The 24619-nt window shown below is 72.3% G+C and carries 18 protein-coding genes; 10 read left to right on the top strand and 8 right to left on the bottom strand.

Annotated elements, in window-relative coordinates; all coding sequences use genetic code 11:
- Window positions 1–95 precede the first annotated feature (95 nt).
- Window positions 96–1358 (top strand): GGDEF domain-containing protein, encoded by a 1263-nt coding sequence (locus ABLE88_RS18810; protein WP_348833232.1) that lies wholly within the window; start codon window positions 96–98, stop codon window positions 1356–1358.
- A gap of 127 nt (window positions 1359–1485) precedes the next feature.
- Entirely contained in the window at window positions 1486–2403 is a 918-nt protein-coding gene (locus tag ABLE88_RS18805; RefSeq protein WP_348833231.1) for a 50S ribosomal protein L11 methyltransferase, read from the top strand.
- Window positions 2404–2409: 6 nt separating this feature from the next.
- Here ABLE88_RS18805 and ABLE88_RS18800 read toward each other — a convergent pair whose 3' ends face one another.
- Both ABLE88_RS18800 and ABLE88_RS18795 read right to left on the bottom strand, forming a co-directional pair.
- Window positions 2410–2598, bottom strand: a complete 189-nt coding sequence (locus ABLE88_RS18800; protein ID WP_348833230.1) for a hypothetical protein — start codon at window positions 2596–2598, stop codon at window positions 2410–2412.
- Window positions 2599–2866: 268 nt separating this feature from the next.
- Window positions 2867–3376: a thioesterase family protein gene (locus tag ABLE88_RS18795; RefSeq protein ID WP_348833229.1), complete on the bottom strand. Its 510-nt coding sequence runs from the start codon at window positions 3374–3376 to the stop codon at window positions 2867–2869.
- Between the two features lie 221 nt (window positions 3377–3597).
- Between ABLE88_RS18795 and ABLE88_RS18790 the strand changes: the two genes are divergently transcribed.
- The 3 genes from ABLE88_RS18790 (at window position 3598) to ABLE88_RS18780 (ending at window position 10048) form a co-directional block, all read left to right on the top strand.
- Window positions 3598–5010, top strand: a complete 1413-nt coding sequence (locus tag ABLE88_RS18790) for an FAD-binding oxidoreductase (protein WP_348833228.1) — start codon at window positions 3598–3600, stop codon at window positions 5008–5010.
- A gap of 66 nt (window positions 5011–5076) precedes the next feature.
- Entirely contained in the window at window positions 5077–9060 is a 3984-nt protein-coding gene (locus ABLE88_RS18785) for an AsmA family protein (RefSeq protein WP_348833227.1), read from the top strand.
- A gap of 100 nt (window positions 9061–9160) precedes the next feature.
- A complete protein-coding gene (locus ABLE88_RS18780) occupies window positions 9161–10048 on the top strand; it encodes a CHAD domain-containing protein (RefSeq protein WP_348833226.1) in 888 nt (295 codons plus the stop codon).
- 29 nt (window positions 10049–10077) lie between these two features.
- On the opposite strand, the gene ABLE88_RS18775 is transcribed toward ABLE88_RS18780, so the two are convergent.
- Window positions 10078–11205 (bottom strand): acyl-CoA dehydrogenase family protein, encoded by a 1128-nt coding sequence (locus tag ABLE88_RS18775; protein ID WP_348833225.1) that lies wholly within the window; start codon window positions 11203–11205, stop codon window positions 10078–10080.
- Window positions 11206–11521: 316 nt separating this feature from the next.
- Between ABLE88_RS18775 and ABLE88_RS18770 the strand changes: the two genes are divergently transcribed.
- A complete protein-coding gene (locus tag ABLE88_RS18770) occupies window positions 11522–13495 on the top strand; it encodes a PHA/PHB synthase family protein (protein WP_348833224.1) in 1974 nt (657 codons plus the stop codon).
- A gap of 10 nt (window positions 13496–13505) precedes the next feature.
- Here ABLE88_RS18770 and ABLE88_RS18765 read toward each other — a convergent pair whose 3' ends face one another.
- The 3 genes from ABLE88_RS18765 to mbfA all read right to left on the bottom strand — a co-directional run bounded on the left by ABLE88_RS18765 (window position 13506) and on the right by mbfA (window position 16406).
- Window positions 13506–14174: a hypothetical protein gene (locus ABLE88_RS18765; protein WP_348833223.1), complete on the bottom strand. Its 669-nt coding sequence runs from the start codon at window positions 14172–14174 to the stop codon at window positions 13506–13508.
- Between the two features lie 122 nt (window positions 14175–14296).
- On the bottom strand, window positions 14297–15280 hold the full coding sequence (locus tag ABLE88_RS18760) for a zinc-dependent alcohol dehydrogenase family protein (RefSeq protein WP_348833222.1): 984 nt from the start codon (window positions 15278–15280) through the stop codon (window positions 14297–14299).
- A 139-nt stretch (window positions 15281–15419) separates the two neighbouring features.
- A complete protein-coding gene (gene mbfA / locus ABLE88_RS18755; RefSeq protein ID WP_348833221.1) occupies window positions 15420–16406 on the bottom strand; it encodes an iron exporter MbfA in 987 nt (328 codons plus the stop codon).
- Window positions 16407–16530: 124 nt separating this feature from the next.
- Between mbfA and ABLE88_RS18750 the strand changes: the two genes are divergently transcribed.
- Window positions 16531–18480 (top strand): heavy metal translocating P-type ATPase, encoded by a 1950-nt coding sequence (locus ABLE88_RS18750; RefSeq protein WP_348833220.1) that lies wholly within the window; start codon window positions 16531–16533, stop codon window positions 18478–18480.
- A 13-nt stretch (window positions 18481–18493) separates the two neighbouring features.
- Here ABLE88_RS18750 and ABLE88_RS18745 read toward each other — a convergent pair whose 3' ends face one another.
- Window positions 18494–19720, bottom strand: a complete 1227-nt coding sequence (locus ABLE88_RS18745) for a ubiquinone biosynthesis hydroxylase (protein WP_348833371.1) — start codon at window positions 19718–19720, stop codon at window positions 18494–18496.
- Between the two features lie 184 nt (window positions 19721–19904).
- On the opposite strand from ABLE88_RS18745, the gene tesB reads away from it, so the two are divergent.
- The 3 genes from tesB (at window position 19905) to ABLE88_RS18730 (ending at window position 23232) form a co-directional block, all read left to right on the top strand.
- The gene (gene tesB / locus ABLE88_RS18740) at window positions 19905–20825 is read left to right on the top strand and encodes an acyl-CoA thioesterase II (RefSeq protein WP_348833219.1); all 921 of its coding nucleotides are present in this window, start codon (window positions 19905–19907) and stop codon (window positions 20823–20825) included.
- A 557-nt stretch (window positions 20826–21382) separates the two neighbouring features.
- On the top strand, window positions 21383–21721 hold the full coding sequence (locus ABLE88_RS18735) for a P-II family nitrogen regulator (RefSeq protein WP_121624088.1): 339 nt from the start codon (window positions 21383–21385) through the stop codon (window positions 21719–21721).
- 29 nt (window positions 21722–21750) lie between these two features.
- Window positions 21751–23232, top strand: a complete 1482-nt coding sequence (locus ABLE88_RS18730; protein WP_348833218.1) for an ammonium transporter — start codon at window positions 21751–21753, stop codon at window positions 23230–23232.
- Between the two features lie 137 nt (window positions 23233–23369).
- Here the strand turns inward: ABLE88_RS18730 and ABLE88_RS18725 are convergent, their stop codons facing one another.
- The gene (locus tag ABLE88_RS18725) at window positions 23370–24599 is read right to left on the bottom strand and encodes an argininosuccinate synthase (protein WP_348833217.1); all 1230 of its coding nucleotides are present in this window, start codon (window positions 24597–24599) and stop codon (window positions 23370–23372) included.
- Window positions 24600–24619 lie beyond the last annotated feature (20 nt).

Below are 24619 nucleotides of genomic sequence, written 5' to 3'. Positions count from 1 at the left end.
TGCGCGGCGATGGGCGGCGTCGAGGCGGGTGGGCGGCCCGGAAATCGATGCCTCGCACGCATGCGGCGCAAACGCCGCATGGGGTTGGATCCGGATTGACTGCCCTTCTCCTCTCAAACGTCGCCTTGCTTCTGGTGGAGATGGTGGCCTATTTCGCCGCCATGCTGGCCCTGTTCCGGGCCCGGACGACCCTCGGCATCGGCGCCTTCTTCTGCGCGCTGGGCAGCCTCCATTTCATGGAGACCTACCTGGCCGCGAGCTATTACGTGGCGCTGCCGTTCGGCGTCTCGCTCTCGCCCGGCTCGGTGGTGATGTTCGCGGGCAAGCTCGCTTTGCTGCTGCTGGTGTATATCCGCGAGGACGCGGTCGTGGCGCGCCAGCCGATCTACGGCCTCATGCTCGGCAACGCCATCCTGCTGGTGCTGGTCGCCCTGCTGCGCACCCACTACACGACGCCCGCGCCCGGAGCGCCGGGCGACCTTGCCTTCATGGACCAGATCGGCGTGCTGATGGCCTGGAGCACGCTGCTCCTGTTCATCGACTGCCTGGCTTTGATCCTGGTCTACGAGCGCCTCTCGCGCCTGTTTCGGGGCCGGCTGGTGCTGACCATCTGGTTGGCGCTGGCGCTGGTTCTCACCCTCGACCAGATCGGCTTCTTCGCGGTGCTGAACCTCTCGCTCGGCGTTCCGCTCTCCGCCGGCATCGGCGGCTGGGCGGGCAAGCTCGCCGCCGCGGCGGTCTATGCGGGGCTGCTGGCGCTCTATCTCACGCGCTTCGAACGCCCGCGGGAAACGCCGAGCCTGCGCATCTCCGACGTCTTCGACGTCCTCACCTACCGGCAGAAATACGAGAAGCTGGAGATCGCCTCGCGCCACGACGCGCTGACCCAGGTGCTGCATCGCGGGCAGTTCGACCAGCTCGGCCACGATCTGCTGGCGGTCGCCGCCACCAGCGGACAGCCGCTGAGCCTGCTGCTGGTGGACGTGGACGGTTTCAAGGAGGTGAATGACGGCCACGGCCACCCGGTCGGCGACGAGGTGCTGCGCCGCCTCGCCACCACCCTCAAGGAGGGGCTGCGGCGCGGCGACTACGTGGTGCGCTACGGCGGCGACGAGTTCGCGGTCTTCACTCCCGGGGTGAACCACAACGCCGCCATGCAGATCGCGGCCATGCTGCGCAACCGGGTGGAGGCGACGTCGCTGCCGCCCGGCATCCGGGCGCAGTCGGTCTCCATCGGCATCGCCACCACGCCCGACGACGGGCAGACCTTGACGGACCTGCTCGCCACGGCCGACAAGCGCCTCTACGCGGCCAAGGACGCCGGGCGCGACCGCATCGTCGGCGCGTTCGAGACCTGAGGGCCGAGAGCGGGGCCACGCGCCGGCCGGCGCGCAGCGCGGGCGACCGGGCGCCGTGGTCCCGTCCATTCAACGGGGAGGGGGATCGGCCGATCCGTCTCCCGTGCGCCGAGAAGACCGACCCCTTATGCTCGAAGGCCTGCCCCCCAACGACGCCACCCACGTGATGCGCGTGAGCGCCCCGCGCGTGGCGGCTCAGCGCATCGCCGACCTGATCGCCGAGACCTATGATCCGGCCGAGGTGGCGGTGGCCAATTTCGAGGATCCGTCCGGCGCCTGGGTGGTCGAGGTGTTCGCCGGCGCGGCCTTCGATCCCGAGGACCTTTCGGAGCTGGTCGCCTGGGCGGCGGGCGCCGAGACCGCGGCCCAGGTGGAATTCAGCGAGATCGCCCAGAAGGACTGGGTGGCGGCGAGCCTCGAAGGCCTCGCCCCGGTGGTGGTCGGCCCGTTCATGGTGCATGGCGCGCACGACCGCGCGCGGGTGAAGGGTGCGACCATCGGCATCGAGATCGAGGCCGCGCTTGCCTTCGGCACCGGCCATCACGGCACCACGCAGGGCTGCCTCGCGGCGGTGGCGGACGCGGCCCGGCGCGGGCGGCCGCCGCGCATCCTCGACATCGGCACGGGAACCGGGGTGCTCGCCATCGCCGCAGCGCGGCGCATGCGCACCGCGGTGACGGCGAGCGACATCGACGCGGTGGCGGTGCGGACGGCGCGAGAGAACGCCCGCGCCAACGGCGCGGGGCCACAAATCCGGTTCGTCCACGCGCCCGGCGCGGACACGCGCGCGGTCGGCGCAGGCGGGCCCTACGATCTGATCCTCGCCAACATCCTGCTGCCGCCGCTGAAGCGGCTCGCCCGGCCGCTCTGCGCCCTGCTCGCGCCAGGCGGCACGGTGGTGCTGTCGGGCCTGCTCGACGCCCAGGCGCCGGCGGCGCTCGCCGCCTACCGGGCGCGCGGGCTCCATCTGGTGACGCGCCGCTCCATCGAGGGCTGGACCACGCTCACGCTCGCGCGCGGCGGGAACCGGCCCCGGCGGCGCTGAGGGCGATCAGCGCTCGTTGCGCTCGTTGCGCTCGTAGCCGCTGAGGTGGCGGGCGATCTCGCGCTCCGCCTGGGCGCTGCGGGCGGCGATGATGGCGTCCAGGACGCGGGCGAAGAAGCCCTTGGCGGGCACGCCCTTGGCGGCGGGAACGCTGGCTTGGCCGGCGAGGGTCTTGGGAAAGGTCACGGCACTCATGGAGGCCTCCTGCTGTCTCGGTCGGAATCGGACTGCGACCTTGATGCGGTGCAATATAGAACATACCGCAGTGCAGGAGAATGATTAGGTCAGCATGACTGCCCTGCAGTGCGCGCAAAGCGGGCGAAATCGAAGCTGGCGCAATTTTGGACAATACGGCGCCGGAGGAAGGCCAGCGCCGCCGCCGAAATGGCGAACGGGCGCCGCAGCGCCCGCTTCCGAACCCCTCGAAAAGCTTGTCCGGCGCCGCGGCGCCGGCGCCCCCCCCTCAAATCCGGGCCGGCATGACGACGCGGCGGCCCATCCCCTCGGGCCTCGGCAAGGCGGCATGGGCGGCGCGCATGGTGGCCACCAGTTCCAGCACGTCGTCGGGGAACGGCACCGCGCGGCGGCTGCCGAGGTCCACATGGATCGCCATCTGCTCGCAGGTGGCGGATTCCCAGCCTTCGGTGCCATGATGCATGGTCTGGAACAGATGGAGGCGCTTCTCGTCGTAGTCGACGAGCCGCAGGGTCACGCGCACCGGGCTCTCCGGCTTCAGCTCGCGCAGATAGCGCACATGCGCCTCCGCGGTGAAGAACGAGGCGCCGCAGCTCTCCGCATAATCGGGGCCGAGGCCCAGCAGCTGCGAGGCCTCGTCCAGCGCCCGGTCGAACAGCAGGTTGTAATAGGCCATGTTGAGATGGCCATTATAGTCGATCCACTCGCGCTCCACCTTCATGGCGGACGACACGAAGGGGGCGAAGAACACGGGTTCGAAGTCGATCCGGTGTAGCATGGCGAGCCGCCTGTCGCGGGAGGATTGCTCGATCATTATTCAGTGTGCCGACGGAACAGGCATTCGTCACGCCAGAAATGCAGCACCTGAGGCGTCAGACGCGAATCACAAAAACCACTGTCAAGGAAAAACGACCCTAAAACGGTCGAATTTACCGTCATCCACAGAGGCGCCCGCCGCCCCGGAAACATCCCTCGAGGACACAAGTTAAGGAATCGTAAATGCTTGTTGCATCCGCGAAATCCGAATCCCCCTTGGCCGAGCGTGTCCTCCTGGCCACGCAGGAACTGAAATCGGCGCTCGATCACAAGGTCGTGACAAACCCGGTCGTCCGCGCCCAGCACGCCAATGTCACCACCTACCTGCCGAACGAGCCGGCGGACGCGGTGGTCTTCGCCGAGAGCGTGGCGGACGTGCAGCAGGCGGTGCGCATCTGCGCGGCCCACAAGGTGCCGGTCATCCCCTGGGGCGCGGGCACCTCGCTGGAGGGCCAGGTGAACGCCCCCTTCGGCGGCGTGTGCATCGACCTCTCGCGCATGAACCGCATCCTGGCGGTCAATGTCGAGGACCTCGACTGCGTCATCGAGCCCGGCGTCACCCGCAAGCGCCTCAACGAGGACCTGCGCGACCAGGGCCTGTTCTTCCCGATCGATCCGGGCGCCGACGCCTCCCTCGGCGGCATGGTGTCGACCCGCGCCTCGGGCACCAATGCGGTGCGCTACGGCACCATGAAGGACAACGTGCTCTCGCTCGACGTGGTGACGCCCTCGGGGGACCTCATCACCACGGCGACGCGGGCCCGCAAGTCCTCCGCCGGCTACGACCTCACCCGCCTCTATGTGGGCGCGGAGGGCACCCTCGGCATCGTCACCGCCATCACGCTGAAGCTCTACGGCATCCCGGAGGCGATCTCGGCGGCGGTGTGCCCCTTCCCCTCCATCGAGGCAGCCTGCAACGCGGTGATCCTCACCATCCAGTCGGGCATCCCGGTGGCGCGCATCGAGCTCCTGGACGAGGTGCAGGTGCGCGCCTCCAACGCCTACGCCAAGCTGGCGCTCGCCGAGACGCCGACCCTGTTCCTGGAATTCCACGGCACCGAGGCGAGCGTGCACGAGCAGGCCGACCGCTTCGGCGCCATCGCCGCCGAGCTGGGCGGCGGCCCGTCGGTCTTCGCGGTCAAGCCGGAAGAGCGCAGCAAGCTCTGGCAGGCGCGCCACGACGCCTACTGGTCGGCGCTGCCGCTGCGGCCCGGCGCGAAGGCGGTGGCCACCGACGTGTGCGTGCCGATCTCGCGGCTCGCCGCGTGCGTCATGGAGACCAAGCGCGACATCGAGGAGATGGGGCTTATCGCCCCCATCGTCGGCCATGTGGGCGACGGCAACTTCCACACCACGCTGATGGTGGACCACGACGACCCGGCGGACGTGGAGAAGGCCCACCTCTACATGAAGCGCCTGGTCGCCCGGGCGCTCGCCATGGGCGGCACCTGCACCGGCGAGCACGGGATCGGCCAGGGCAAGATGGGCTACATGGCGGCCGAGCACGGGGAGGGCGCGCTCGACGTGATGCGTGCCATCAAGCGCACCCTCGACCCCGACGACATCATGAATCCGGGCAAGATCGTCGCGATCTGATCGCAATCGCCCGGCATAGCAGGCGGTGACGCCGCCCTGCGGCGTACAACTTTTTGGGAGACGGATGTGCAGGGCATCCTGATTAGCCTTGCCTCGGCGGTGATCCTCGCCATCGGCGGCGCCTTCGCGGCGCCCTACGTGGTGGACTGGAACGCCTGGCGCGGCACGTTCGAGAGCGAGATCGGGCAGGCCATCGGCCTGCCCGTGGTGATCCGCGGGCCCATCGATGCCCAGATCCTGCCCGCCCCGCGCATCGTCCTGCGGGACGTGACGCTGGGCGACGTGGTCTCCACCGGCGGGACGGTGAGGGAGCTGCGCGCCGAACTCTCCCTCGGCGCGCTGATGCGCGGCGAAGTGGAGGCGACCGGCGTCACCCTGCTGCGCCCGCAGATGCGCCTGGTGCTGGATTCCGCCGGCCGCTTCGCGCTGCCCACCGGCGCCGGCCGCCCGGCCCAGCTCTCGATCGCCCGGTTCGAGATCGAGAACGGCGCCCTCGACCTGCTCGACCGCGCCTCGGACCGCACCGTCTCGGTCACCGACCTGGACCTGCGCGGCGAGGCGCGCTCGCTCTCCGGCCCGTTCCGGCTCGACGGCGAGGTGGAGGCCGGTGGCGCCCGCTTCGGCCTGCGCTCCAGCCTCGGCACGCTCGGCGCCGACGGCGGGGGGCGCCTGCGCGTCGTGCTCGACGGGCGCACCACCCCCTTCGCCGTGGACCTCGACGGCAGCCTCGGATTCGATGCCGGCAAGCCCCGCTATGACGGCCGCGCGGCCCTCACGCGGCGCGGCCGGGGCGGCCTCGAGACCTGGCAGCTTTCGGGCCAGATCCGCGCCGCCCCCGAGGCGGTGGTGGCCTCCAACCTGGACCTTGCCTTCGGCGGCGGCGCGACCCCGGCGCAATTGTCCGGCTCGGCGCGCCTCTCCTTGGGCCGCGCGGTGGGCCTCGATGCGGTGCTGAACGCCCGCAGCCTCGACCTCGACGCTTTGGGCCGCGGCCCCGACGCCGACGCCACCGCGCCGCCGGCGAGCCCGCTCGCGGCCTTCGCCCGCTTCCTCGGCGTGTTCGCCCAGCTGCCGGCGCCCGAGGCGCCCTCCAAGATCGGCGTGGCCGTGGAGCAGCTGATGCTCGGCGGAACGCTGGTGCGCGACGCCCGCGCCGACGTCTCCGGCGGGCCGGCCGGCTGGCGCGTCGATACGGCGGAGGCGCAGCTGCCCGGCATGGCGGCCCTGAAGCTCGCCAACGTGCCCATGCGCCCCGGGGCCAAGGCCGCGCCCTCCGACGGCCCCTTGGGCGCCGCCGAGCTGAGCGGGGAGGCGCAGTTCACCGCCGACGATCCCGCAGCGTTCCTGCGCTGGGCCGCCGCCGGCATGGCGCGCGAGTATGCCGCGGCGGTGAAGGGCCCGGTCCGGCTCGCCGCCCAGTTCGATCTGGGGCCGCGGCGCGCCGCGCTCCAGCGCATCGACGGCACGTTCGGCCAGAGCCGCATCACCGGCAGCGCCGCTGCCGCGCTCGACGGTCCCGCGCCGAAGCTCGACCTCGACCTTGTTCTGGACGGCTTCGACCTCGACCCGATCATCGCCGCCCTGCGCCAGGCGGCCGTGAGCACCGGCGGCGGCGCCGACGCCAAGCTCTCGCTCAAAGGCCAGAACCTCTCCTTGTCCGGCCTGCCGGCGCGCGGCCTGCAGATCGAGGCCGCCGCCACCGGCGGCAGCTGGCGGGTCTCGCGCCTCAAGGTGGACGACCTCGGCGGCATCCGGCTGGAGGGGGCGGGCTGGATGGAGAACTTCTCCACCACCCCGCGCGGCGAGCTCAACCTTTCGGTCACGGGCGCCAAGGCGGACGGCCTCGTGCCGGTGGTGCGGCTCATCGCCGGCCCGGCGCCCGCGGAGGTGCTGGAGCGCCTTCTGCCGGTCGCCGGTCCGGTGAAGCTCACCAGCGCCTCGGTGTGGTCGCAGGGCGGCGGGCGCTCGGTCTCGGCCGAAGGCACGCTCGGCCTGCTCTCGGGCGCGGTGGGCTTCTCGAGCCCCTCCCAGGGCGTGCCGCTGAGCGTCACGGTGAAGGCGGACGCCGCCGATGGCGGCCGGGTGCTGGCCGCGCTCGGCGCCGAGGGGCTCGGTCCGCGCCTCGGCCCGGCCTCCGGCCAGTTCTCGGCCGATCCGCTGACCGGCGGCGAGTACCGCGTGCGCGGCCGCGTGGCGCTGGCGGGCCTCAATTTCAGCGGCGACGGTACGGCGATGCTCGGTGCCGACGGCACGATCTCGCCGCGCCTCGCCATGCGGATGGACGGCGGCGATCTCGGCCGTCTGCTGCCGCAGCTGGCCGCGGCCGCCGACGGCCCGGCGCCGGTGGCGCTCGCCTTCGGCCTCGCGCGCCAGGCGGGCGCCCTGCGGCTGCAGGACCTCTCCGGCTCGCTGGCCGGCGCGCCGATCTCCGGCGCCATCGCCATCGAGCCGGGCGCCGTGCCGCGCCTGTCCGGCAGGCTCGCCTTCGAAGCCCTATCCCTGCCGCGCCTGCTCGGCCTGCTCGGCGCGCGCGCGCCGCAGGGCGATGCGGGCCCGTTCTGGAGCGCCGGGCGGTTCCAGGGCGCGGCGGTGGGCAGCGTGGCGCTGGACCTCGAACTGGCGGCCGACCGGCTCGCTCTTCTCGGCCCCTACGGCTTGACGGGCGCGCGGCTGCGGCTGCTCGCCGACGGCGCCGGCGTGGAGGTCCGCGACCTGTCCGGCGCGCTCGGCGGCGGCCTGGCCATGGCGCGGCTCAAGCTGCGCCACGACGGCGAGGCACTCGCCGCCGACGGGCGCCTGGTGCTCGAGCAGGTGGATGCCGCGACCCTCGCGGGACCCGCCGGCGCGCGCACGCCGCCCGCCGGAAAGGTATCCCTGGCGCTCGATCTGGGCGGCGGCGGGCGCAGCATGGCGGCGCTCGTCCAGTCGCTGTCCGGGCAGGGGACGCTGAAGGTGACCCAGGCCGGCCTCGACGGCGCCGACCCGGGCGCCCTCGCCGCGGTGCTCGCCGAGACCGAAAGCCTCCAGCCGCCGCCCGACGAGCGGCGTGTCGGGGCGCTGCTCGAGCGCGCCCTCGGCCGCGGACCGCTCGCGCTGCCGGCGGTGGAGACCACCCTTGCGGTCTTGAACGGCACCGCGCGCACCTCGCCGGTCCGCGCCAGCGTGCCGGGCGTCGCCCTTACCCTCGACGGCAGTCTGGATCTCGCGCGGCTCACGATGGAGGCGCAGATCGGCTTCGAGGGGGCCGAGGTGGCGGGCGGTGTGCCGGGGGCGCAGATCACCTGGCGCGGCCCGATGACCAATCCGCAGCGCCGCGTGTCGGCCTCCGCTTTGACCAGCGTCATCGCTTTGCGCGCCATCGAGCGCGAGACGCGCCGGCTGGAGCAGGAACGGGCGGGCCCCGCGCCGGTGCCGGCGGCCCCCACGGCACCCGCAACGCCCCAGTCGGCGGCGCCCGCGACGCTTGCGCCTCTGCCGGCCACCGTGCCCGCCCGGCCGGCGTCGGTGCCCGCCGCGCCCGCCGCGCCCGCGGTGGCGCGGCCCGCGCCCGCTGTGCCGCCCGCGCCGGCGACCGCGCCGGTTCAATCGGCGCCGGCGGTGAGCCGCCCCGCGCCCGCCGCGCCGCAGCCCATCGCGCCGGCTCCCGTGACCGCGCCGCCGGTCGCGCCTCCCGTCCAGCAGGCGCCGGCCAGCCGCCCCGTCCCGGTCGCGCCGCAGACCGTCGCGCCCCACCCGGTGGCGCCCGCGCCCGCCGCCCGCACGCCCGCGCCCGACGCGGTGGAGCGCCGCCCGGCGCCGGCGCCGCAGGGCTTCGGTGTCAGCACCACCCCACCGCCCGACGAGCCGCCGCCACGCCGCCCGGCCGCTTCGGGATCAGATGCCCCGCGACCGGCCCGCCCGGCGGAGGCCGCTGCGCCGCGCCGCGCGGTCGAGCCGCGGCCCGCGCCGGTCCAGCCGCCGCCGCCGGCCGCGCTGGCGGAGCCGACGCTTCCGCCGACCCAGGGCTTCGGCGACCTGCCACGGCCGCCGGCCATGGTGGGCGGCCATTGAGCGCCCTGGCCGCGGCCCGGCGCCCCCCTGCTCTCGGGCGCCCGGTGTGCCGCCGGCCCCCGGGGGAGACGCGCCCGGCCGGCCGTGGCAGACTTCGCCCATGACGAACCTGACCGAGGGCCCCACGCCCGCTTCCCCTTCCGACGCCCCGGACCCCCCGCTGAGCCCCGCCCCCCGGCGCGCCGCGGATGGCACCGTCCTCGCCGCGCTGGAGGCGACGCTCGCCAAGGTGGAGAAGGCCGCGGGCCTGCCCGACCCGGCGGAGATGGTGCACGACGCCCGCAAGGCCATGAAGGAATATCGCGGCCTGCTGCGGCTGGTGCCGGGCGCGCGCGCCAAGGCGGCGCGCCGGGCGACGGCGGCGGCCGCCCGCAGCCTGTCGGCGGCGCGCGACCGGGCGGCGGCGCGCGAGGCGCTCCAGCATCTGGCGGAGGAGGGTCTGCTGGCCGACGACGACCTCGCCGCGGCGCGCGCGGCCATCGGCGACGACCCGGCGCCAGGCACCGAGGCCGAGGACCACCGCGCCGAACTCGCCGATTTCCTGGTCGCCGCCCGGACCCAGCTCGCGGACGGGCTCGCCGAGGAGGCCGCCGGCGCCGACGTGGTGGCCGGCCTCGCCCGCGCCTACCGGCAGGCCCGGGACGTGCGCTTCGACAGCCCGCACCACATGCACGAGGCGCGCAAGCGCGTGGTGGCGCACCGCTACCAGATGACCTTCTTCGCCTCCGTCTTCGCCGGCCACGGCGAGAAGCGCGCCGCCCGCGCCCAGGAGCTGCGCGATTTGCTCGGCGCCTACCAGGACATCGAGACCCTGCGCCCGATGCTGGAGGCGGCGGCCGGAGCGCTGGGCGAGGCGCGCCTGGCGCGCCTCGATGACGCCATGGGCGGCTTGCAGAAGCGCCTCAAGCGCGCGGCGGAGCGGCTCCACCGCAAGCTGTTCCGCCGCCGCGCGCGGGCCTTCGCCGGCAAGTACCGGCGCGCCATGTGAGGCGGCGGCGCGCCGGGCGGCGCCCGGCGCTATCCGGCGATGGCGCGCGAGATGATGATCTTCTGGATGTCGCTCGTGCCCTCGTAGATCTGGCACACCCGCACGTCGCGATAGATGCGCTCCACCGGGAAGTCGGCCAGATAGCCGTAGCCGCCGAAGGTCTGGAGCGCGCGCGAGACGATGCGCTCGGCCGCCTCGGAGGCGAACAGCTTGGCGATCGCCGCCTCGGTCAGGCACGGCACGCCCTGGTCCTTCAGACGCGCGGCGTTCAGCACCAATTGCGTGGCGGCCTCGAGGTCGGTGCGCATCTCGGCAAGGCGGAACGCGAGCGCCTGATGCTCGATGATCGCCTTGCCGAAGCTGCGCCGCTCCTTGGCATAGACCACCGCCGCCTCGTAGGCCGCGCGCGCCATGCCCACCGATTGGGCGGCGATGCCGATGCGCCCGGTCTCCAGCGAGGACAAGGCGATGCGGTAGCCCTCGCCCTCCTCGCCGATGCGGTATTCGGCCGGCACCTCCAGGTCCTCGAAGCGCAGCGAGCAGGTGTCGGAGGCGCGCTGGCCGAGCTTGTCCTCCACCTTGGCCACCACGTAGCCCTGGGCCGAGGTGGGCACCAGGAACGCGGTCATGGGGTTCTTGGCGGCCGAGCCCTCCACCCTGGCGAACAGCACGATCCAGCCGCCGATCTTGCCGGAGGTGATGAATTCCTTGCCGCCATTGAGCACGTAGCGGTCGTTGCGGCGCACCGCGCGGGTCTTCAGCGCGCTGGCGTCGGAGCCGGCGTTGGATTCGGTAAGGCCGAAGGCGCCGATGAAGGCGCCGCGCGCGGCCGGCCGCAGCACCTCCTCCTTCTGCGCGTCCGAGCCGTAGCGCTCGAGGATGGCGTTGAACGGTGCGTTGTGGACGCTCATCAGGGTGGAGACCGCGCCGTCGCCCGCCGCCACCTCCATGAGGGCATGGGCGTAGCTGACATAATCGGCGCCGGCGCCGTCATAGGCCTCCGGCACCGTCATGCCGAGGAAGCCGAGCTCGGCGAGGCCCTTGAGGACCTCGGGCTCGATCGCCTTCTCCCGGTCGCGGCGTGCGGCGCCGGGCGCGAGCACGTCGCGCGCGAAGGCGGCGGCGGTCTCCTTGATGAGGCGCTGTTCCTCGGTCATCCGGTCCTCTCCCTCGCGTCGCGGCTCTCCCGGCCGGCCGGCATTTCCCGGCTTCACAGGCCATTGTCAAGCAATCGGGCGCGCCGCGCCGCCCGCCGGAGGCCCGCCGGGCGCCAAAATTTTGCCCCGCCGGGATGGACAGTTGACGGCGGTCAAGGTTCCATGGTCCCGGACGGCCCACCCCTGCCGCCATGCTCCCTGGGCCGGACGCGGCCGTACAGCTGAAGCGCTTCGGCACCGCACGCCGCCGGGGCAGGTTGGAACGCCGTCCGGTTGGATCAGGGCCTCTGGATCGGGGCCCGTTGAAAGCTGCGCCATGTCCGTCACCGTGCCCGTGTCTTCCCCCGTGCCACCCGCTTCCACCGCTCCGTCCCCCGCGAAGCCCGCCGGGGCGGTCGCGCCGCCCGCGCCGGCGGCGGCGCTTCCGGTCCCCGCGCCGGCCGCGGACCCGGCCAGCCCCGCGCCGGCGTCGCGCGAGCGCCCGGCCTTTCCCGGGTTTCCCGGGTTTGCGGGCCTTCCCAACGTCCTGCCCGGCTTCCTGTGCCCCGACGAGGAGGATTTCGAGAGCGGCACCGCCCCCGCCGGCTTCCGCGCGGTGGACCGCGCCGCCGCCGCGCTCGGCGCGCGCGCGACGCAGGGGCTCTCGCCCATCGGCCTCTCGCTCGCCGTCATGGACTGGTGGATGCATCTGGCGGCTGCGCCAGGCAAGCAGGCGGAGCTCGCCGTCAAGGCGTGGCGCAAGGCGGCGCGTTTTACCGCCTATGCGACCGCCTCCACCCTCGACCGCACGCTGCCCCCCTGCATCCAGCCGCTGGAGGGCGACGAGCGCTTCTCCGCCCCGTCCTGGCAGGACTGGCCGTTCCGCTTCTGGTACCAGGGCTTCCTCTTGAACCAGCAGTGGTGGCACAACGCCACCCACGGCGTACCGGGCGTGTCGCCCCACAGCGAGGCGGTGGTCGCGTTCGCGGCGCGCCAGATGCTCGACATGGTCTCGCCCTCCAACGCGCCCTTCACCAATCCGGAGGTGCTGAAGCGGGCGCGCCAGACGCTCGGCGGCAATTTCGTCGAGGGCGCGCGCAACTTCCTGGAGGACCAGGCGCGCAAGGCGTCCGGCCAGCCCCCGGTGGGGGCGGAGGCCTTCACCCCCGGCAAGGAGGTCGCCGCCACCCCCGGAGAGGTGATCTACCGCAACCATCTCATCGAGCTGATCCAGTACCGCGCCACCACGCGCGACGTCCATGCGGAGCCGATCCTGATCGTGCCCGCCTGGATCATGAAGTACTACATCCTCGATCTGTCGCCCCACAACTCGCTGATCCGGTATTTGGTGGACAAGGGCCACACGGTGTTCTGCATCTCCTGGCGCAACGTGGGGCAGGAGGAGCGGAACCTCGGCTTGGAGGACTACCGCAAGCTCGGCGTCATGGCCGCGCTCGACGCGGTGAGCGCGGTGGTGCCAGGCGAGGCGGTCCACGCGGTCGGCTACTGCCTGGGCGGCACGCTGCTCGCCATCGCCGCCGCCGCCATGGCCCGCGCCGGCGACGCGCGGCTGAAGTCCATGACGCTGTTCGCCGCCCAGACCGATTTCTCCGAGCCGGGCGAACTGCAGCTGTTCGTCGATCCGAGCGCGCTCTATGCGCTCGAGAGCACGATGTGGGATCAGGGCTACCTTTCCGCCGGCCAGATGGCGGGGGCGTTCCAGATGCTGCGCTCCAACGACCTCGTGTGGTCGCGCATGGTGCGCGAGTATCTCATGGGCGAGCGCGCGCCCATGAACGACCTCATGGCCTGGAACGCGGACGCCACCCGCCTGCCCTACCGCATGCACTCGGAATATCTGCGCCAGATGTTCCTGGAGAACGACCTCGCCGCCGGCCGCTACCAGGCGGACGGCCGGCCGGTGGCGCTGCAGGACATCCGCGTGCCGCTGTTCGTGGTGGGCACCGAGCGCGACCACGTGGCGCCGTGGAAATCGGTCTACAAGATCCACCAGCTCACCGACACCGACGTGACCTTCGTGCTGGCTTCGGGCGGCCACAATGCCGGCATCGTCTCCGAGCCCGGCCACAAGCACCGCCACTACCGCATCCATGAGACCCGGCACGGCGCGCTCCATGTGAGCCCCGAGGAATGGATGGAGCAGAACCCGCCCAAGGAAGGCTCCTGGTGGCCCGCCTTCGAGGCCTGGCTGTCGGGCCAGTCCACCGGCCGCGCGCACCTGCCCTATCTCGGCACGCGGGACTATCCGGTGCTCGGCCCGGCGCCCGGCACCTATGTGATGCAGCGCTGAGGGCGGGGTCTCACCCGCCCCCCTTGTCCCCGTAGAGGTCGGCGAAGCGGGCGCCCTGCGCGCTGCTGTCTACGAGATGGCCGATGGCGCGGGGGCCGCCGGCGCGGTTCATCCAGGTCAGCACCCGGCAGGCCGCCCGGGCATAGAAGGGATAGGCCGATGCGCCGGAGTGGCGGAAGGCGCGCGGGTCGTCCGGAACCGGTCCATCGTGGCCGGCTCGGCACCGCGGCACGCCGGCTGCGTTGTGATCGAGATGGCGCGGGTCGTCCGATACGATCACGGCGACACCTTCGTCGAACCAGGCGGGCACGCTTCCCATGGCAACCCGCCGCAGCCCGAGGCGCGCGGCAAGCTCGATATGGGTCAGTTCGTGCACCACGATGACGGGGTCGAGGCCCGCGGGCGAGAGCCTCAGTCCGAACGCGCCGTAGGCCATTCCGCGCGCCCCGCCTGCCCCGATCCGCGCCTGGCAGGCGGCGCCGGCGCAGGCGAGAACCACCGGCGTCGAGGCGGTGGCTCCGAAGAAGAGCGCAAGGCGCGCGGGAGCTTCGGCGACGGTCCGGCGCAGCATCGCGCGGGCATCTTCCGTCATCGCCGGGTCGGCATGAAGGCGCGGGCCGATCTGCTGGAAGCCGTAGCATGCGGGGCACACCAGCGCCGCCGCGGCCGGTTCCGCCACGGCGACGGCTCCCGCGGCTCCGGCGGTCAGCACGCAAAAGCCCAACACCGCCCAGCGCCATCGCCCCGTCGCCCTGCTCGCCATCGCATCCCAACTGCGTCAGGGCCGACGGTTGACCGGATTTACGGCACCAGCACGGCGGCGCCCTCCAGCCGCCCGGCGCGCAGATCGTCGAGCGCGCGGTTGGCCTCGGCGAGGGGATAGGGCGTGACGCGGGCGGAAACGCCGGCCTGCGGCGCCAGCGCCAGGAATTCGCGGGCGTCGGCGCGGGTGAGGTTCGCCACCGAGAGGATCTTCCGCTCCTCCCAAAGCCAGCGGTAGGGGAAAGATGGGATGTCGCTCATGTGGATGCCGCCGCACACCACGCGCCCGCCCTTGCGCACCGCTTTCAGCGCCTGCGGCACCAGCTCGCCGGCCGGGGCGAAGATCAATGCGGCGTCCAGCGGCTCCGGCGCCGGGGCATCCGAGCCGCCGGCGTAGGTCGCGCCGAGGGTCATGGCGAAATCCTGCGCCTGCCGGTCGCCCGGCCGGGTGAAGGCGTAGATCTGCCGGCCCTGCCAACGCGCCACCTGGGCGACGATGTGGGCGGCGGCGCCGAAGCCGTAGAGGCCGATGCGCCGGCCCTCGCCCGCCATCTTGAGCGTGCGCCAGCCGATCAGCCCGGCGCACAGCAGCGGGGCGAGCGCCGCGTCCTCCCCCGCTTCGCCGAGCGGATACGCAAAAGCCGCGTCCGCCACCACATGGCTGGCGAAGCCCCCGTCGCGGGTGCAGCCGGTGAAGACCGGGACGTCGCAGAGGTTCTCCTCGCCGGCGGCGCAATAGGGGCAGCAGCCGCAGGCGTGGCCGAGCCAGCCGACGCCCACCCGCTCCCCCGGCCGCAAGTGCAAGACGCCCGCGCCGAGCGCCGCCACGCGGCCGACGATCTCGTGCCCCGGGACGACGGGATAGCGCGCCTGGGGCAGTTCGCCGTCCATCACGTGGAGGTCGGTGCGGCAGACGCCGCAGGCCGAGACCTTGATCAGCACCTCGCCGGGGCCGGGCACCGGATCGGGCCGCTCGTGGAGCGCCAACCGTTCGCCGGGGGCGTTCAGGACCATGGCGCGCATGTAAGCTCTCCTCGCGGACAGGGCGAGAGTGGCACCGGTGCGGCGGCCGCGCCATGCGCGTGCGCAAGGATGCTCTGCCGCCGGTCGCCCGGCGGGCATGGACAGGGCTGCCTCTTGCCCGAGGAGAGGGGTCCGCCCGTCAGCTGCCGCCGATGAAGATGCCCGCCGCCAGCACCAGCGCCCCGCCGATCACCACCTGGAACACCGAGCGCCAGAACGGGGTCTCCAGATAGCGGTTCTGGATGAAGGCGATGGCCCACAATTCCACGAACACGATGGCGATGGCGAGCACCGTCGCGGTCCAGAATTCCGGGATCAGATAGGGCAAGGCATGGCCGAGGCCGCCGACCGCGGTCATCGCGCCCGAGGCGATGCCGCGCTTCAGCGGCGAGCCGCGGCCGGAGATCACGCCGTCGTCGTGCACCGCCTCGGTGAAGCCCATGGAGATGCCGGCGCCCACCGCGGCGGCGAGGCCCACCAGCAACGTGGTGTGGGAATCCTGCGTGGCGAACGCGGTGGCGAAGATCGGCGCCAGCGTCGAGACCGAGCCGTCCATCAGCCCGGCGAGGCCCGGCTGCACCCAGGTGAGGACGAACTGGCGCCGCGCCTTCTCGTCCTCCTCGTGCTTCTTGTCGACGGGCAGATATTTCTCGGCCAGCGAGCCCGCGATCTCCTCGTGCTGCATCTCCACCTTGTAGAGATTTTCCAGCAGCTTGCGGGTGTCGGGGTCGGTCGCCTTCTTCTGCGCCTGGAGGTAGAAACTGGCGCTCTCGTCCTCCATCCGCCCCACCTCCTGGCGGATGCGGTCGATGCCGAGATTGCAGATGACCCAGACCGGCCGGCGGCCGTAATAGCCGGCGATGTCCGCGCGGCGGATCAGCGGCACGTGGGCGCCGAAGCGGCGCTCGAAGTCGCGCCGGAGGTTCGCCGCATGCCCGCGCTCCTGTGCCGCCATGCTCTCGAAGACGTAGGCCGTATCGGGATAGTCGGCCCGCAGGACGGCAGCGTAATCGTCATAGATGCGGGCATCGTCGTCCTCCGAGGAGATGGCGAGCGCGAGCACCTCCCGCTCGTCGAGGTCGGAGAAGCGCCTGCGGCCGACGAGCGCAGGAAGGGCGGAGAACATCCCGTGACTCCAGTTTAAATCAATTCTAAACTAGCATATGACCTGCCGCGGACGACGTGGCAATGACGGGCCGGCGCCGGCGCACAAGGCGAAGTGCCGCAGGCCCCGCCTCCGGGAGCAACCAATGCATGGCGCACCAGACAATGCCAGTGCGACCGCCGCATCCGCCGCGCCTTCCGGCGGGCGGGTGCTGTTTGCGCTGGCGGCGGTGCCACTGCTGGTGGGCACCGTGCTGCTGGTCGGCTTCGACCGCCCGGCGGAGGCGCATATCGTCTTCGCGCTGGGCACCGTGCCGGTGCTCGCCGCGCTCCTGCTCGAGATCGTCCGCTCCCTCCAGGCCGGCCAGTTCGGGCTCGACATCCTCGCCGCTCTGTCCATGGCCGCCGCGCTCGTCTTCGGCGAGCCTCTGGCCGGCAACGTGGTGGCGCTCATGTATGCCGGCGGCCAGCTGCTGGAGGCGCTGGCGCAAGGGCGGGCGCGGCGCGAGATGACGGCGCTCGTCGCCCGTGCGCCGCGCACCGCGCTCCGGCGCGAGGGGGACGACCTCGTCAGCCGGCCGATCGAGGCGATCGCCCCGGGCGACCTGCTGCTGGTGCGCCACGGCGATGCGGTGCCGGTGGACGGGCGCATCGTCGCCGGCTCGGGCCTGCTCGACCAGTCGGCCATCACGGGGGAGGCGCGCCCGGTGCGGCTCGGCGCAGGCGAGACCGCCCTATCGGGCTCGGTGAACGCCGGGCCGGCCTTCGACCTGGAAGCCCTTAAGCCCGCGCGCGAGAGCACCTATGCCGCCATCGTGCGGCTGGTGGAGGCGGCGGCGGGGAGCCGTGCCCCCATGGTGCGGCTCGCCGATCGCTACGCGCTCGGCTTCCTCGCCCTCTCGCTCGCCCTGGCGGCGGGCGCCGCGATCCTGTCCGGCGATCCACGCCGCGCGCTCGCGGTGCTGGTGGTGGCCACCCCCTGTCCGCTCATCCTCGCGGTGCCGGTGGCGCTCATGGCGGGTCTGTCGCGCGCGGCGAAGCTCGGCGTCCTGGTGAAGAGCGGAGGCGCGCTGGAGGCCATGGCGCGGGTGCGCGCGCTGGTGCTCGACAAGACCGGCACCCTCACCCAGGGCCGCGCCGCCATCGCCGCCATCGACGTCGCGGACGGCTTCGACGCGGACGAGGTGCTGCGCCTTGCCGCCAGCCTCGACCAGGCCTCGAACCACGTGGTGGCGGAGGCGCTGGTGGAAGCGGCCCGCGCCCGCGGCCTCGCGCTTTCCGCGCCGCGGGACGTGCTGGAGGACGGCGGCGTCGGTCTCACCGGCCGGGTCGAGGGCCGCTGCGTCGCCCTCGGCAGCCGCGCCTACGTGGTGGCGCGCGCGTCGGGCGCCCTTCCCGACGCGCGCAGCTCCGGCGAGGACGCGACCGCGATGGTGGCGGTCGCGGTGGACGGGCGGATGGCGGGACGCATCGTGCTCGCCGACCACATGCGCGTCGAGGCACCGGGCATGATGGCGGCGCTGCGCGCGGCGGGCGTGGAGCACATCCGGCTCGCCTCGGGCGACCGGCGCACGGCGGTGGCGGCGCTGTGCCGCCGCGTCGGCGCCGACGACTGCGCCGGCGACCTCACGCCCGCGGAGAAGGTCGCGAGCGTGAAGGCGGCGCGCGCCTTCGGCCCGGTGATGATGGTGGGCGACGGCGTCAACGACGCCCCGGCGCTGGCCGCCGCCGACGTGGGCGTCGCCATGGGCGCGCGCGGCGCGGCGGCCTCCGCCGAGGTGGCGGACGTGGTGCTGCTGGTGGACCGGCTCGACCGCCTCGCCGAGGGCGTGGCGGCGGCGCGCCGGGCGCTCGCCATCGCCCGCCAGAGCGTGCGCGCGGGCATCGGCCTGTCGGTGCTGGGGATGCTGGCGGCGGCGCTCGGCTTTCTGCCGCCGGTTCAGGGCGCGCTGGTGCAGGAGGCCATCGACGTGGCGGTGATCCTCAACGCGCTGCGGGCGCTGCTGCCGCCGCGCCCGGACCGGCCGCCGACGCCGCCGGCCGGCGCTGTCCGGCGCGCGGGCAGCTGCGGGACCTGCCGCGCCGCCTGCCCCTGACCGTCCCGCCCGCTCAGAGCATTTCGCCGCGCAGCAGCTTCGGCACCTCGCCGGTGAGGCCGGCGGCATCGCGGATGAACAGGCCTTTGAGGCGCGGCAGGCGGTCGACCAGGCCGAGACCCACGTCGCGCACCGCCCGCAGCACGTCGGAGCGGTTCGAGAACAGGCGGTTGAGCCCGTCGGTGGCGACCCCCATGGCCAGCGTGTCGAAGCGCCGCCAGCGCTGGTAGCGCTCCAGCACCGAGGGGGCGGCAAAATCGAGGCCCACCCGGGCGGCGTCGGTCACCACCTCCGCCAGCGCCGCCACGTCGCGCAGGCCCATATTGAGGCCCTGGCCGGCAATGGGATGGATCAGGTGCGCGGCGTCGCCCACGAGCGCGAGCCGGTCGCCGATGAAGCTGCGGGCCATGGCGAAGCCGAGCGGATAGGCGCGCGGCTTCGAGACCACCTTCACCCAGCCGAGCTTGTGGCCGAATCGCTGCTCCAGCTCGTCCTGGAATGCGGCGGCGGGCAAGGAGAGAAGCCGCTCGGCGTCCGCGGTGCGCTCGGTCCAGACGACGGAGCAGCGGTTGCCGGGCAGCGGCAGGGTGGCGAACGGGCCGGCGGGCAGGAAATGCTCCTCGGCCCGGCCCTCGTGCGGGCGCTCGTGCTCCACGGTGAAGGTGATGCCGCTCTGGCCGTAGCCCCAGGATACGCTGGTGATGCCGGCCATGGTGCGCAGGCGCGAGCGCGCGCCGTCGCAGGCCACCAGAAACCGGGTGGAGAGCGGCGCGCCGGCGCCGGAACTCAGCGCCACGCTGCCGCGCCCGGCCTCGAACGCGTCCACGGCCGCGCCGCGCAGATCGATGCCGGCGGCGCGGGCGGCATCGAGCAGCCCCGCCTGGAGCGCGGCGTTGGGCACCATGTGGGCGAACGCCTCGCCCGGCTCCACGTCGCCGTCGAAGGTGAGGAAGACCGGGCGGGCGACGTCGCGGGTGCGGCTGTCGGTGACGATCATGGAGCGGATCGGCTGCGCGCTCGCCGCCACCTTCTCCCAGGCGCCGAGCGCCATGAGCATGCGCCGCGCGCCGGCGGCGATGGCGGAGCAGCGCCCGTCATCGGCGCCGAGCCGGTCGAGCGCGGGATCGAACAGGACGATGTCGGCGTCCGGGCCGAGCCCCTGGCGCAAAGCGAGCGCGAGGCTGAGCCCGGCGAGGCCGCCGCCGACGATGGCCACGTCCGCGCCCGGCCGCGCCCACATGGCCTGCTCGATGCCGCCGGAGGCGGCGGCGCCCATGGTGCCGGTGCCGATCATCGTGCCCTTCTCCTTCTGCCCACCCCGCGGCATTGGCTGCCGATTGGGGAAGCGACTTGACGCGGCCTGCCGCGCCGTGGCGTTTTCGTCCGAGCCCCGCCGCATCCGGTGCGGCCCCATCGAGCGCCCCATGACCGAGCAGTCGTCTTCAGACAAGCCCTCCGCCGAGACGTCATCCGCCGACCGGCAGCCCGACGTCGATGCCCTTCTTGGCATCCTCGACCTCGAACAGCTGGAGATCAACCTGTTCCGGGGTCGCAGCGGTTCCCCCGGCGGCGGGCGGGTGTTCGGCGGCCAGGTGATCGCGCAGGCGCTCGTGGCGGCGCGCCGCACGGTGGAGGCCGCGCGGGTCACCCATTCGCTGCACGGCTACTTCCTGCTGGGCGGGGATCCGACCATTCCCATCGTCTATGACGTGGACCGGATCCGCGACGGGCGCTCCTTCACCACGCGGCGGGTGGTGGCGATCCAGCACGGGCGGGCGATCTTCTTCATGTCGGTCTCGTTCCAGATCGCGGAGCAGGGGCTGACCCACCAGGCGACGATGCCGAAGGTGCCCATGCCGGAGGACCTGCCGCCCGACGAGGTGTGGCGCGAGCGGCTGCTGAAGCGCTTTCCCGCCGCCGCCCTGCGCGACTGGATGGCGCTGCGCCCGCTGGAGGTGAAGCCGATCGTCCTCGACGGCTCCTATGCCGCGCACTCGCCGGAGGCCAAAGCGAGCCTCTGGGTGCGCGCCCGCGGCCGCCTGCCCGACGACCTGCCCACGCAGCAGGCGGTGCTGGCCTACGCCTCGGATCTCTCGCTGCTGCAGGCGGCGCTGGTGCCGCACGGGCGCTCCGTGTTTGACGCCGACCTCCAATGCGCGAGCCTCGACCATGCCTTGTGGCTGCACCAGCCGTTCCGCGCCGACGAATGGCTGCTCTACAGCCAGGAAAGCCCCATGGCCACCGGCGCACGGGGCTTCTGCCGCGGCCAGCTCTTCACCCGCCAGGGGGTGCTGGTGGCGTCGGCGGCGCAGGAAGGCCTGATGCGCCCCGTCACGCCCCGCTAGGGCGATCTGCGCGGGCAGCGGATTCCGTTCTGTTCCATAGGTTTGCGGGCGCTGGGCCGACCATGTGGAACCCTCGCGCGGTTCGCCCTGTCGGATCGCGTTCCGCGCGGTCCGACCGGGCGGCGGGCCGCGCCCGGCGGACGGCACGGCCGCGGCTTGGCGCGCCGCGTCCCTACCGGGCTGCCGCCTTACGCGCCAGGCGCCACCCGCCGTCCGCCGCAGGCACGGGCAGGAAATGCCGCGCCTGCGAAGGCTGGGATCCGAGGCGCGGCGAAGCTTTCGCGCCGCAAGAAGAAATTTGCGTCTCGCGTGGGCGCGACGCACAAAAAACAGGCACCAAAAGCGGCGGCCATGAGGCGTCCATGACTCGCCAATGGGCCGTGGCGAGAAAATAAGCAGCCCCGGCGCCCTTCGGGGCCATTTGGCACGGTCCTTGATTCCCTTTGGCCCAGGCTTGGGCCGCGGCGAGGATCGCCCCGACCCGCTCGGCCAAGCCGCGAGAAAACTACCGCCCGGTCGATCGGCCGTGGCGGGCATCAGGGGACAGGGACCGATCCATGAAGATCGTCATGGCCATCATCAAGCCTTTCAAGCTGGAGGAGGTGCGCGATGCCCTCACCGGTATCGGCGTCCACGGACTGACCGTGACCGAGGTGAAGGGTTACGGGCGTCAGAAGGGCCACACCGAGATCTATCGCGGCGCCGAATACGCCGTGAGCTTCCTGCCGAAGCTCAAGGTCGAGGTGGCGGTTGCGGCCGATCAGGTCGCCAAGGTGGTCGAGGCGATCACCGCCTCCGCCAAGACCGGACAGATCGGCGACGGAAAGATCTTCGTCTTCCCGATCGATCACGCCGTGCGCATCCGCACCGGCGAGACCGACGCCGACGCCCTTTGACCCATCCTCATTTCACGGAGCTTCCTTCCATGACGTTCAAGACGTGGACCCGCGCGGGGCTTCCCGCGCTCCTTGCCGCGGCGGCGATCGCATTGCCAGCGCTCGCCCAGACCGCGGCGCCCGAGGCGGCTGCCGCTGCCGCTGCCGCGCCGACGGTGAACAAGGGCGATACCGCCTGGATGATGACGGCAAGCTTGCTCGTCCTCATGATGTCGGTCCCCGGCCTCGCTCTGTTCTATGGCGGCCTCGTGCGCGCCAAGAACATGCTCTCGGTCCTGATGCAGGTGGCCTATTGCGTCTGCATCGTGGGCCTCATCTGGGTGCTGTACGGCTATTCGCTCGCCTTCACCGGCGGCTCGCCCTTCATCGGCGGTTTCGCCAAGGCATTCCTGAACGGCGTGACGCTGGAATCGCTCGCGGCCACCTTCTCGGTGGGCGTGGCCATTCCCGAGTTCGTCTACATCGCCTTCCAGATGACCTTCGCCATGATCACCCCGGCGCTCATCTTCGGCGCGTTCGCCGAGCGCACGAAGTTCTCCGCTGTGGTCCTGTTCGTGCCGCTGTGGGTCACGTTCGTGTACTTCCCCATCGCCCACATGGTCTGGTACTGGGCCGGCCCGGACGCCATCGACACCGCCGCCAAGGCGCTCGCCGCCGCGGCTGACGGCACGGCCAAGGCCGCTGCCCAGACCACCCTCGACGGCGTGCTCGCCGATTCGGGCTACATCTTCTCCCTCGGCGCCATCGACTTCGCGGGCGGCACCGTGGTGCACATCAATGCCGGCATCGCCGGTCTCGTGGCCTGCCTCATCGTCGGCAAGCGCCTCGGCTATGGCAAGGAGGCCCTCTCGCCCCACTCCTTGACCTTCACCATGGTCGGCGCCTCCCTGCTGTGGGTCGGCTGGTTCGGCTTCAACGCGGGCTCGAACCTCGAAGCCAACGGCCTCACCACGCTCGCCATGATGAACACCTTCATCGCCACCTGCGCCGCGGCCCTGTCGTGGATGATCGTGGAATGGCTGGTGAAGGGTAAGCCCTCCATGCTGGGCCTCGCCTCGGGCATCGTCGCCGGCCTCGTGGCCGTCACGCCGCCCTCGGGCTTCGCCGGCGTGATGGGCTCGCTGATCCTCGGCCTCATCGTCAGCCCGATCTGCTTCGTGTTCTGCACCTCCATCAAGAACGCGCTGGGCTATGACGATGCCCTTGACGTGTTCGGCGTGCACTGCATCGGCGGCATCGTCGGCGCCATCGCCACCGGCTTCCTTGTGAATCCGGAATGGGGCGGCACGGGCGTCTACGACTACACCGCCGCCGCGGTCGGCGCCTACGACATGGTCACCCAGGTGACCGCGCAGGTGAAGGCGGTGCTCATCACCCTCGTCTGGTCGGGGGTCGGCACGGCTGTGATCTTGTTCATCATCTCGGTCATCGTCGGCCTGCGTCCCACGACCGACGTGGAGCGCGAGGGCCTCGACATCAACGAGCACGGCGAGCGCGCCTACCACTCGTGAGTTGCCGCGGGGCGGCCCCGGCCGCCCCGCTCGCGTTCAAAAAGAGGGGAACGAGAAGGGCCCCGGCGCGCGAGCGCCGGGGCCCCATCATTTCCGCGGACCGTCGGTCCGGACGCCGCAGCCCCCGCCCGCTTTTCCTATTCGGAGATCTTGCGCGCGCGGCTGCCCAAGGTGCGCAGGCGCAGCGCGTTGAGCTTGATGAAGCCGGCGGCGTCGCGGTGGTCGTAGGCGACGGCGCCTTCCTCGAACGTGACCAGCTCCTGATTGTAGAGCGAATAGGGGCTCTTGCGGCCGACCACGGTGGCGTTGCCCTTGTAGAGCTTCACCGTCACCTCGCCGGTGACGAAGGCCTGGGAGTGGTCGATGGCGGCCTGCAGCATCTCGCGCTCGGGCGAGAACCAGAAGCCGTTATAGATCAGCTCCGCATAGCGCGGCATCAGCTCGTCCTTGAGGTGCGCCGCGCCGCGGTCGAGCGTGATGCTCTCGATGCCGCGATGGGCGACCAGCAGGATGGTGCCGCCGGGGGTCTCGTAGATGCCGCGGCTCTTCATGCCGACGAAGCGGTTCTCGACGAGGTCGAGCCGGCCGATGCCGTTCTCCCTGCCCAGTTCGTTGAGGCGGGTCAGCAGGCGGGCGGGCGAAAGCGCCTCGCCGTCGATCGCCACCGCGTCGCCCTTGTCGAAGGCGATGGTGATGAGGCTCGCCTCGTCCGGTGCCTCCTCGGGCGAGATGGTGCGCTGGTAGACGTAGTCCGGCGCGTCTTCGGCCGGATCCTCCAGCACCTTGCCCTCGGAGGAGGAGTGCAGAAGGTTGGCATCCACCGAGAACGGCGCCTCGCCGCGCTTGTCCTTGGCGATCGGGATCTGGTGCGCCTCGGCGAACTCCAGCAGCCGGGTGCGCGAGGTAAGGTCCCATTCGCGCCAGGGAGCGATCACGGTGATGTCCGGCTCCAGCGCGTAATAAGCGAGCTCGAAGCGCACCTGGTCGTTGCCCTTGCCGGTGGCGCCGTGGGCCACCGCGTCGGCGCCCATTCTCCGCGCGATCTCGATCTGCTTCTTGGCGATCAGCGGGCGGGCGATGGAGGTGCCGAGCAGATAGAGGCCCTCATAGACCGCGTTGGCGCGGAACATGGGGAAGACGTAGTCGGCGACGAACTCCTCGCGCACGTCCTCGATGAAGATGTTCTCGTCCTTGATGCCGAGCAGCTGCGCCTTCTTGCGCGCCGGCTCCAGCTCCTCGCCCTGGCCGAGATCGGCGGTGAAGGTGATGACCTCGCAGCCATAGGTGGTCTGGAGCCATTTGAGGATCACCGAGGTGTCGAGCCCGCCCGAATAAGCGAGCACCACCTTCTTCACGTCACGCGCCATCACGTCTCTCGGAATTGTCG

The organism is Xanthobacter luteus, assembly GCF_040049235.1.
In the GTDB taxonomy this organism is placed as follows: Bacteria; Pseudomonadota; Alphaproteobacteria; order Rhizobiales; family Xanthobacteraceae; genus Xanthobacter.
The sequence above is the reverse complement of the archived record's forward strand: the minus strand, read 5'-3'. Positions and strand labels throughout refer to the sequence as shown.

What these genes read in the sequence shown, in the direction of transcription:
- ABLE88_RS18805 (WP_348833231.1), top strand. Translation starts at nt 1,486, where the DNA reads ATGCTCGAAGGCCTGCCCCCCAACGACGCCACCCACGTGATGCGCGTG.
- ABLE88_RS18800 (WP_348833230.1), bottom strand. Translation starts at nt 2,598, where the DNA reads ATGAGTGCCGTGACCTTTCCCAAGACCCTCGCCGGCCAAGCCAGCGTT.
- ABLE88_RS18795 (WP_348833229.1), bottom strand. Translation starts at nt 3,376, where the DNA reads ATGCTACACCGGATCGACTTCGAACCCGTGTTCTTCGCCCCCTTCGTG.
- ABLE88_RS18790 (WP_348833228.1), top strand. Translation starts at nt 3,598, where the DNA reads ATGCTTGTTGCATCCGCGAAATCCGAATCCCCCTTGGCCGAGCGTGTC.
- ABLE88_RS18780 (WP_348833226.1), top strand. Translation starts at nt 9,161, where the DNA reads ATGACGAACCTGACCGAGGGCCCCACGCCCGCTTCCCCTTCCGACGCC.
- ABLE88_RS18775 (WP_348833225.1), bottom strand. Translation starts at nt 11,205, where the DNA reads ATGACCGAGGAACAGCGCCTCATCAAGGAGACCGCCGCCGCCTTCGCG.
- ABLE88_RS18770 (WP_348833224.1), top strand. Translation starts at nt 11,522, where the DNA reads ATGTCCGTCACCGTGCCCGTGTCTTCCCCCGTGCCACCCGCTTCCACC.
- ABLE88_RS18760 (WP_348833222.1), bottom strand. Translation starts at nt 15,280, where the DNA reads ATGCGCGCCATGGTCCTGAACGCCCCCGGCGAACGGTTGGCGCTCCAC.
- mbfA (WP_348833221.1), bottom strand. Translation starts at nt 16,406, where the DNA reads ATGTTCTCCGCCCTTCCTGCGCTCGTCGGCCGCAGGCGCTTCTCCGAC.
- ABLE88_RS18750 (WP_348833220.1), top strand. Translation starts at nt 16,531, where the DNA reads ATGCATGGCGCACCAGACAATGCCAGTGCGACCGCCGCATCCGCCGCG.
- ABLE88_RS18745 (WP_348833371.1), bottom strand. Translation starts at nt 19,720, where the DNA reads ATGTGGGCGCGGCCGGGCGCGGACGTGGCCATCGTCGGCGGCGGCCTC.
- tesB (WP_348833219.1), top strand. Translation starts at nt 19,905, where the DNA reads ATGACCGAGCAGTCGTCTTCAGACAAGCCCTCCGCCGAGACGTCATCC.
- ABLE88_RS18735 (WP_121624088.1), top strand. Translation starts at nt 21,383, where the DNA reads ATGAAGATCGTCATGGCCATCATCAAGCCTTTCAAGCTGGAGGAGGTG.
- ABLE88_RS18730 (WP_348833218.1), top strand. Translation starts at nt 21,751, where the DNA reads ATGACGTTCAAGACGTGGACCCGCGCGGGGCTTCCCGCGCTCCTTGCC.
- ABLE88_RS18725 (WP_348833217.1), bottom strand. Translation starts at nt 24,599, where the DNA reads ATGGCGCGTGACGTGAAGAAGGTGGTGCTCGCTTATTCGGGCGGGCTC.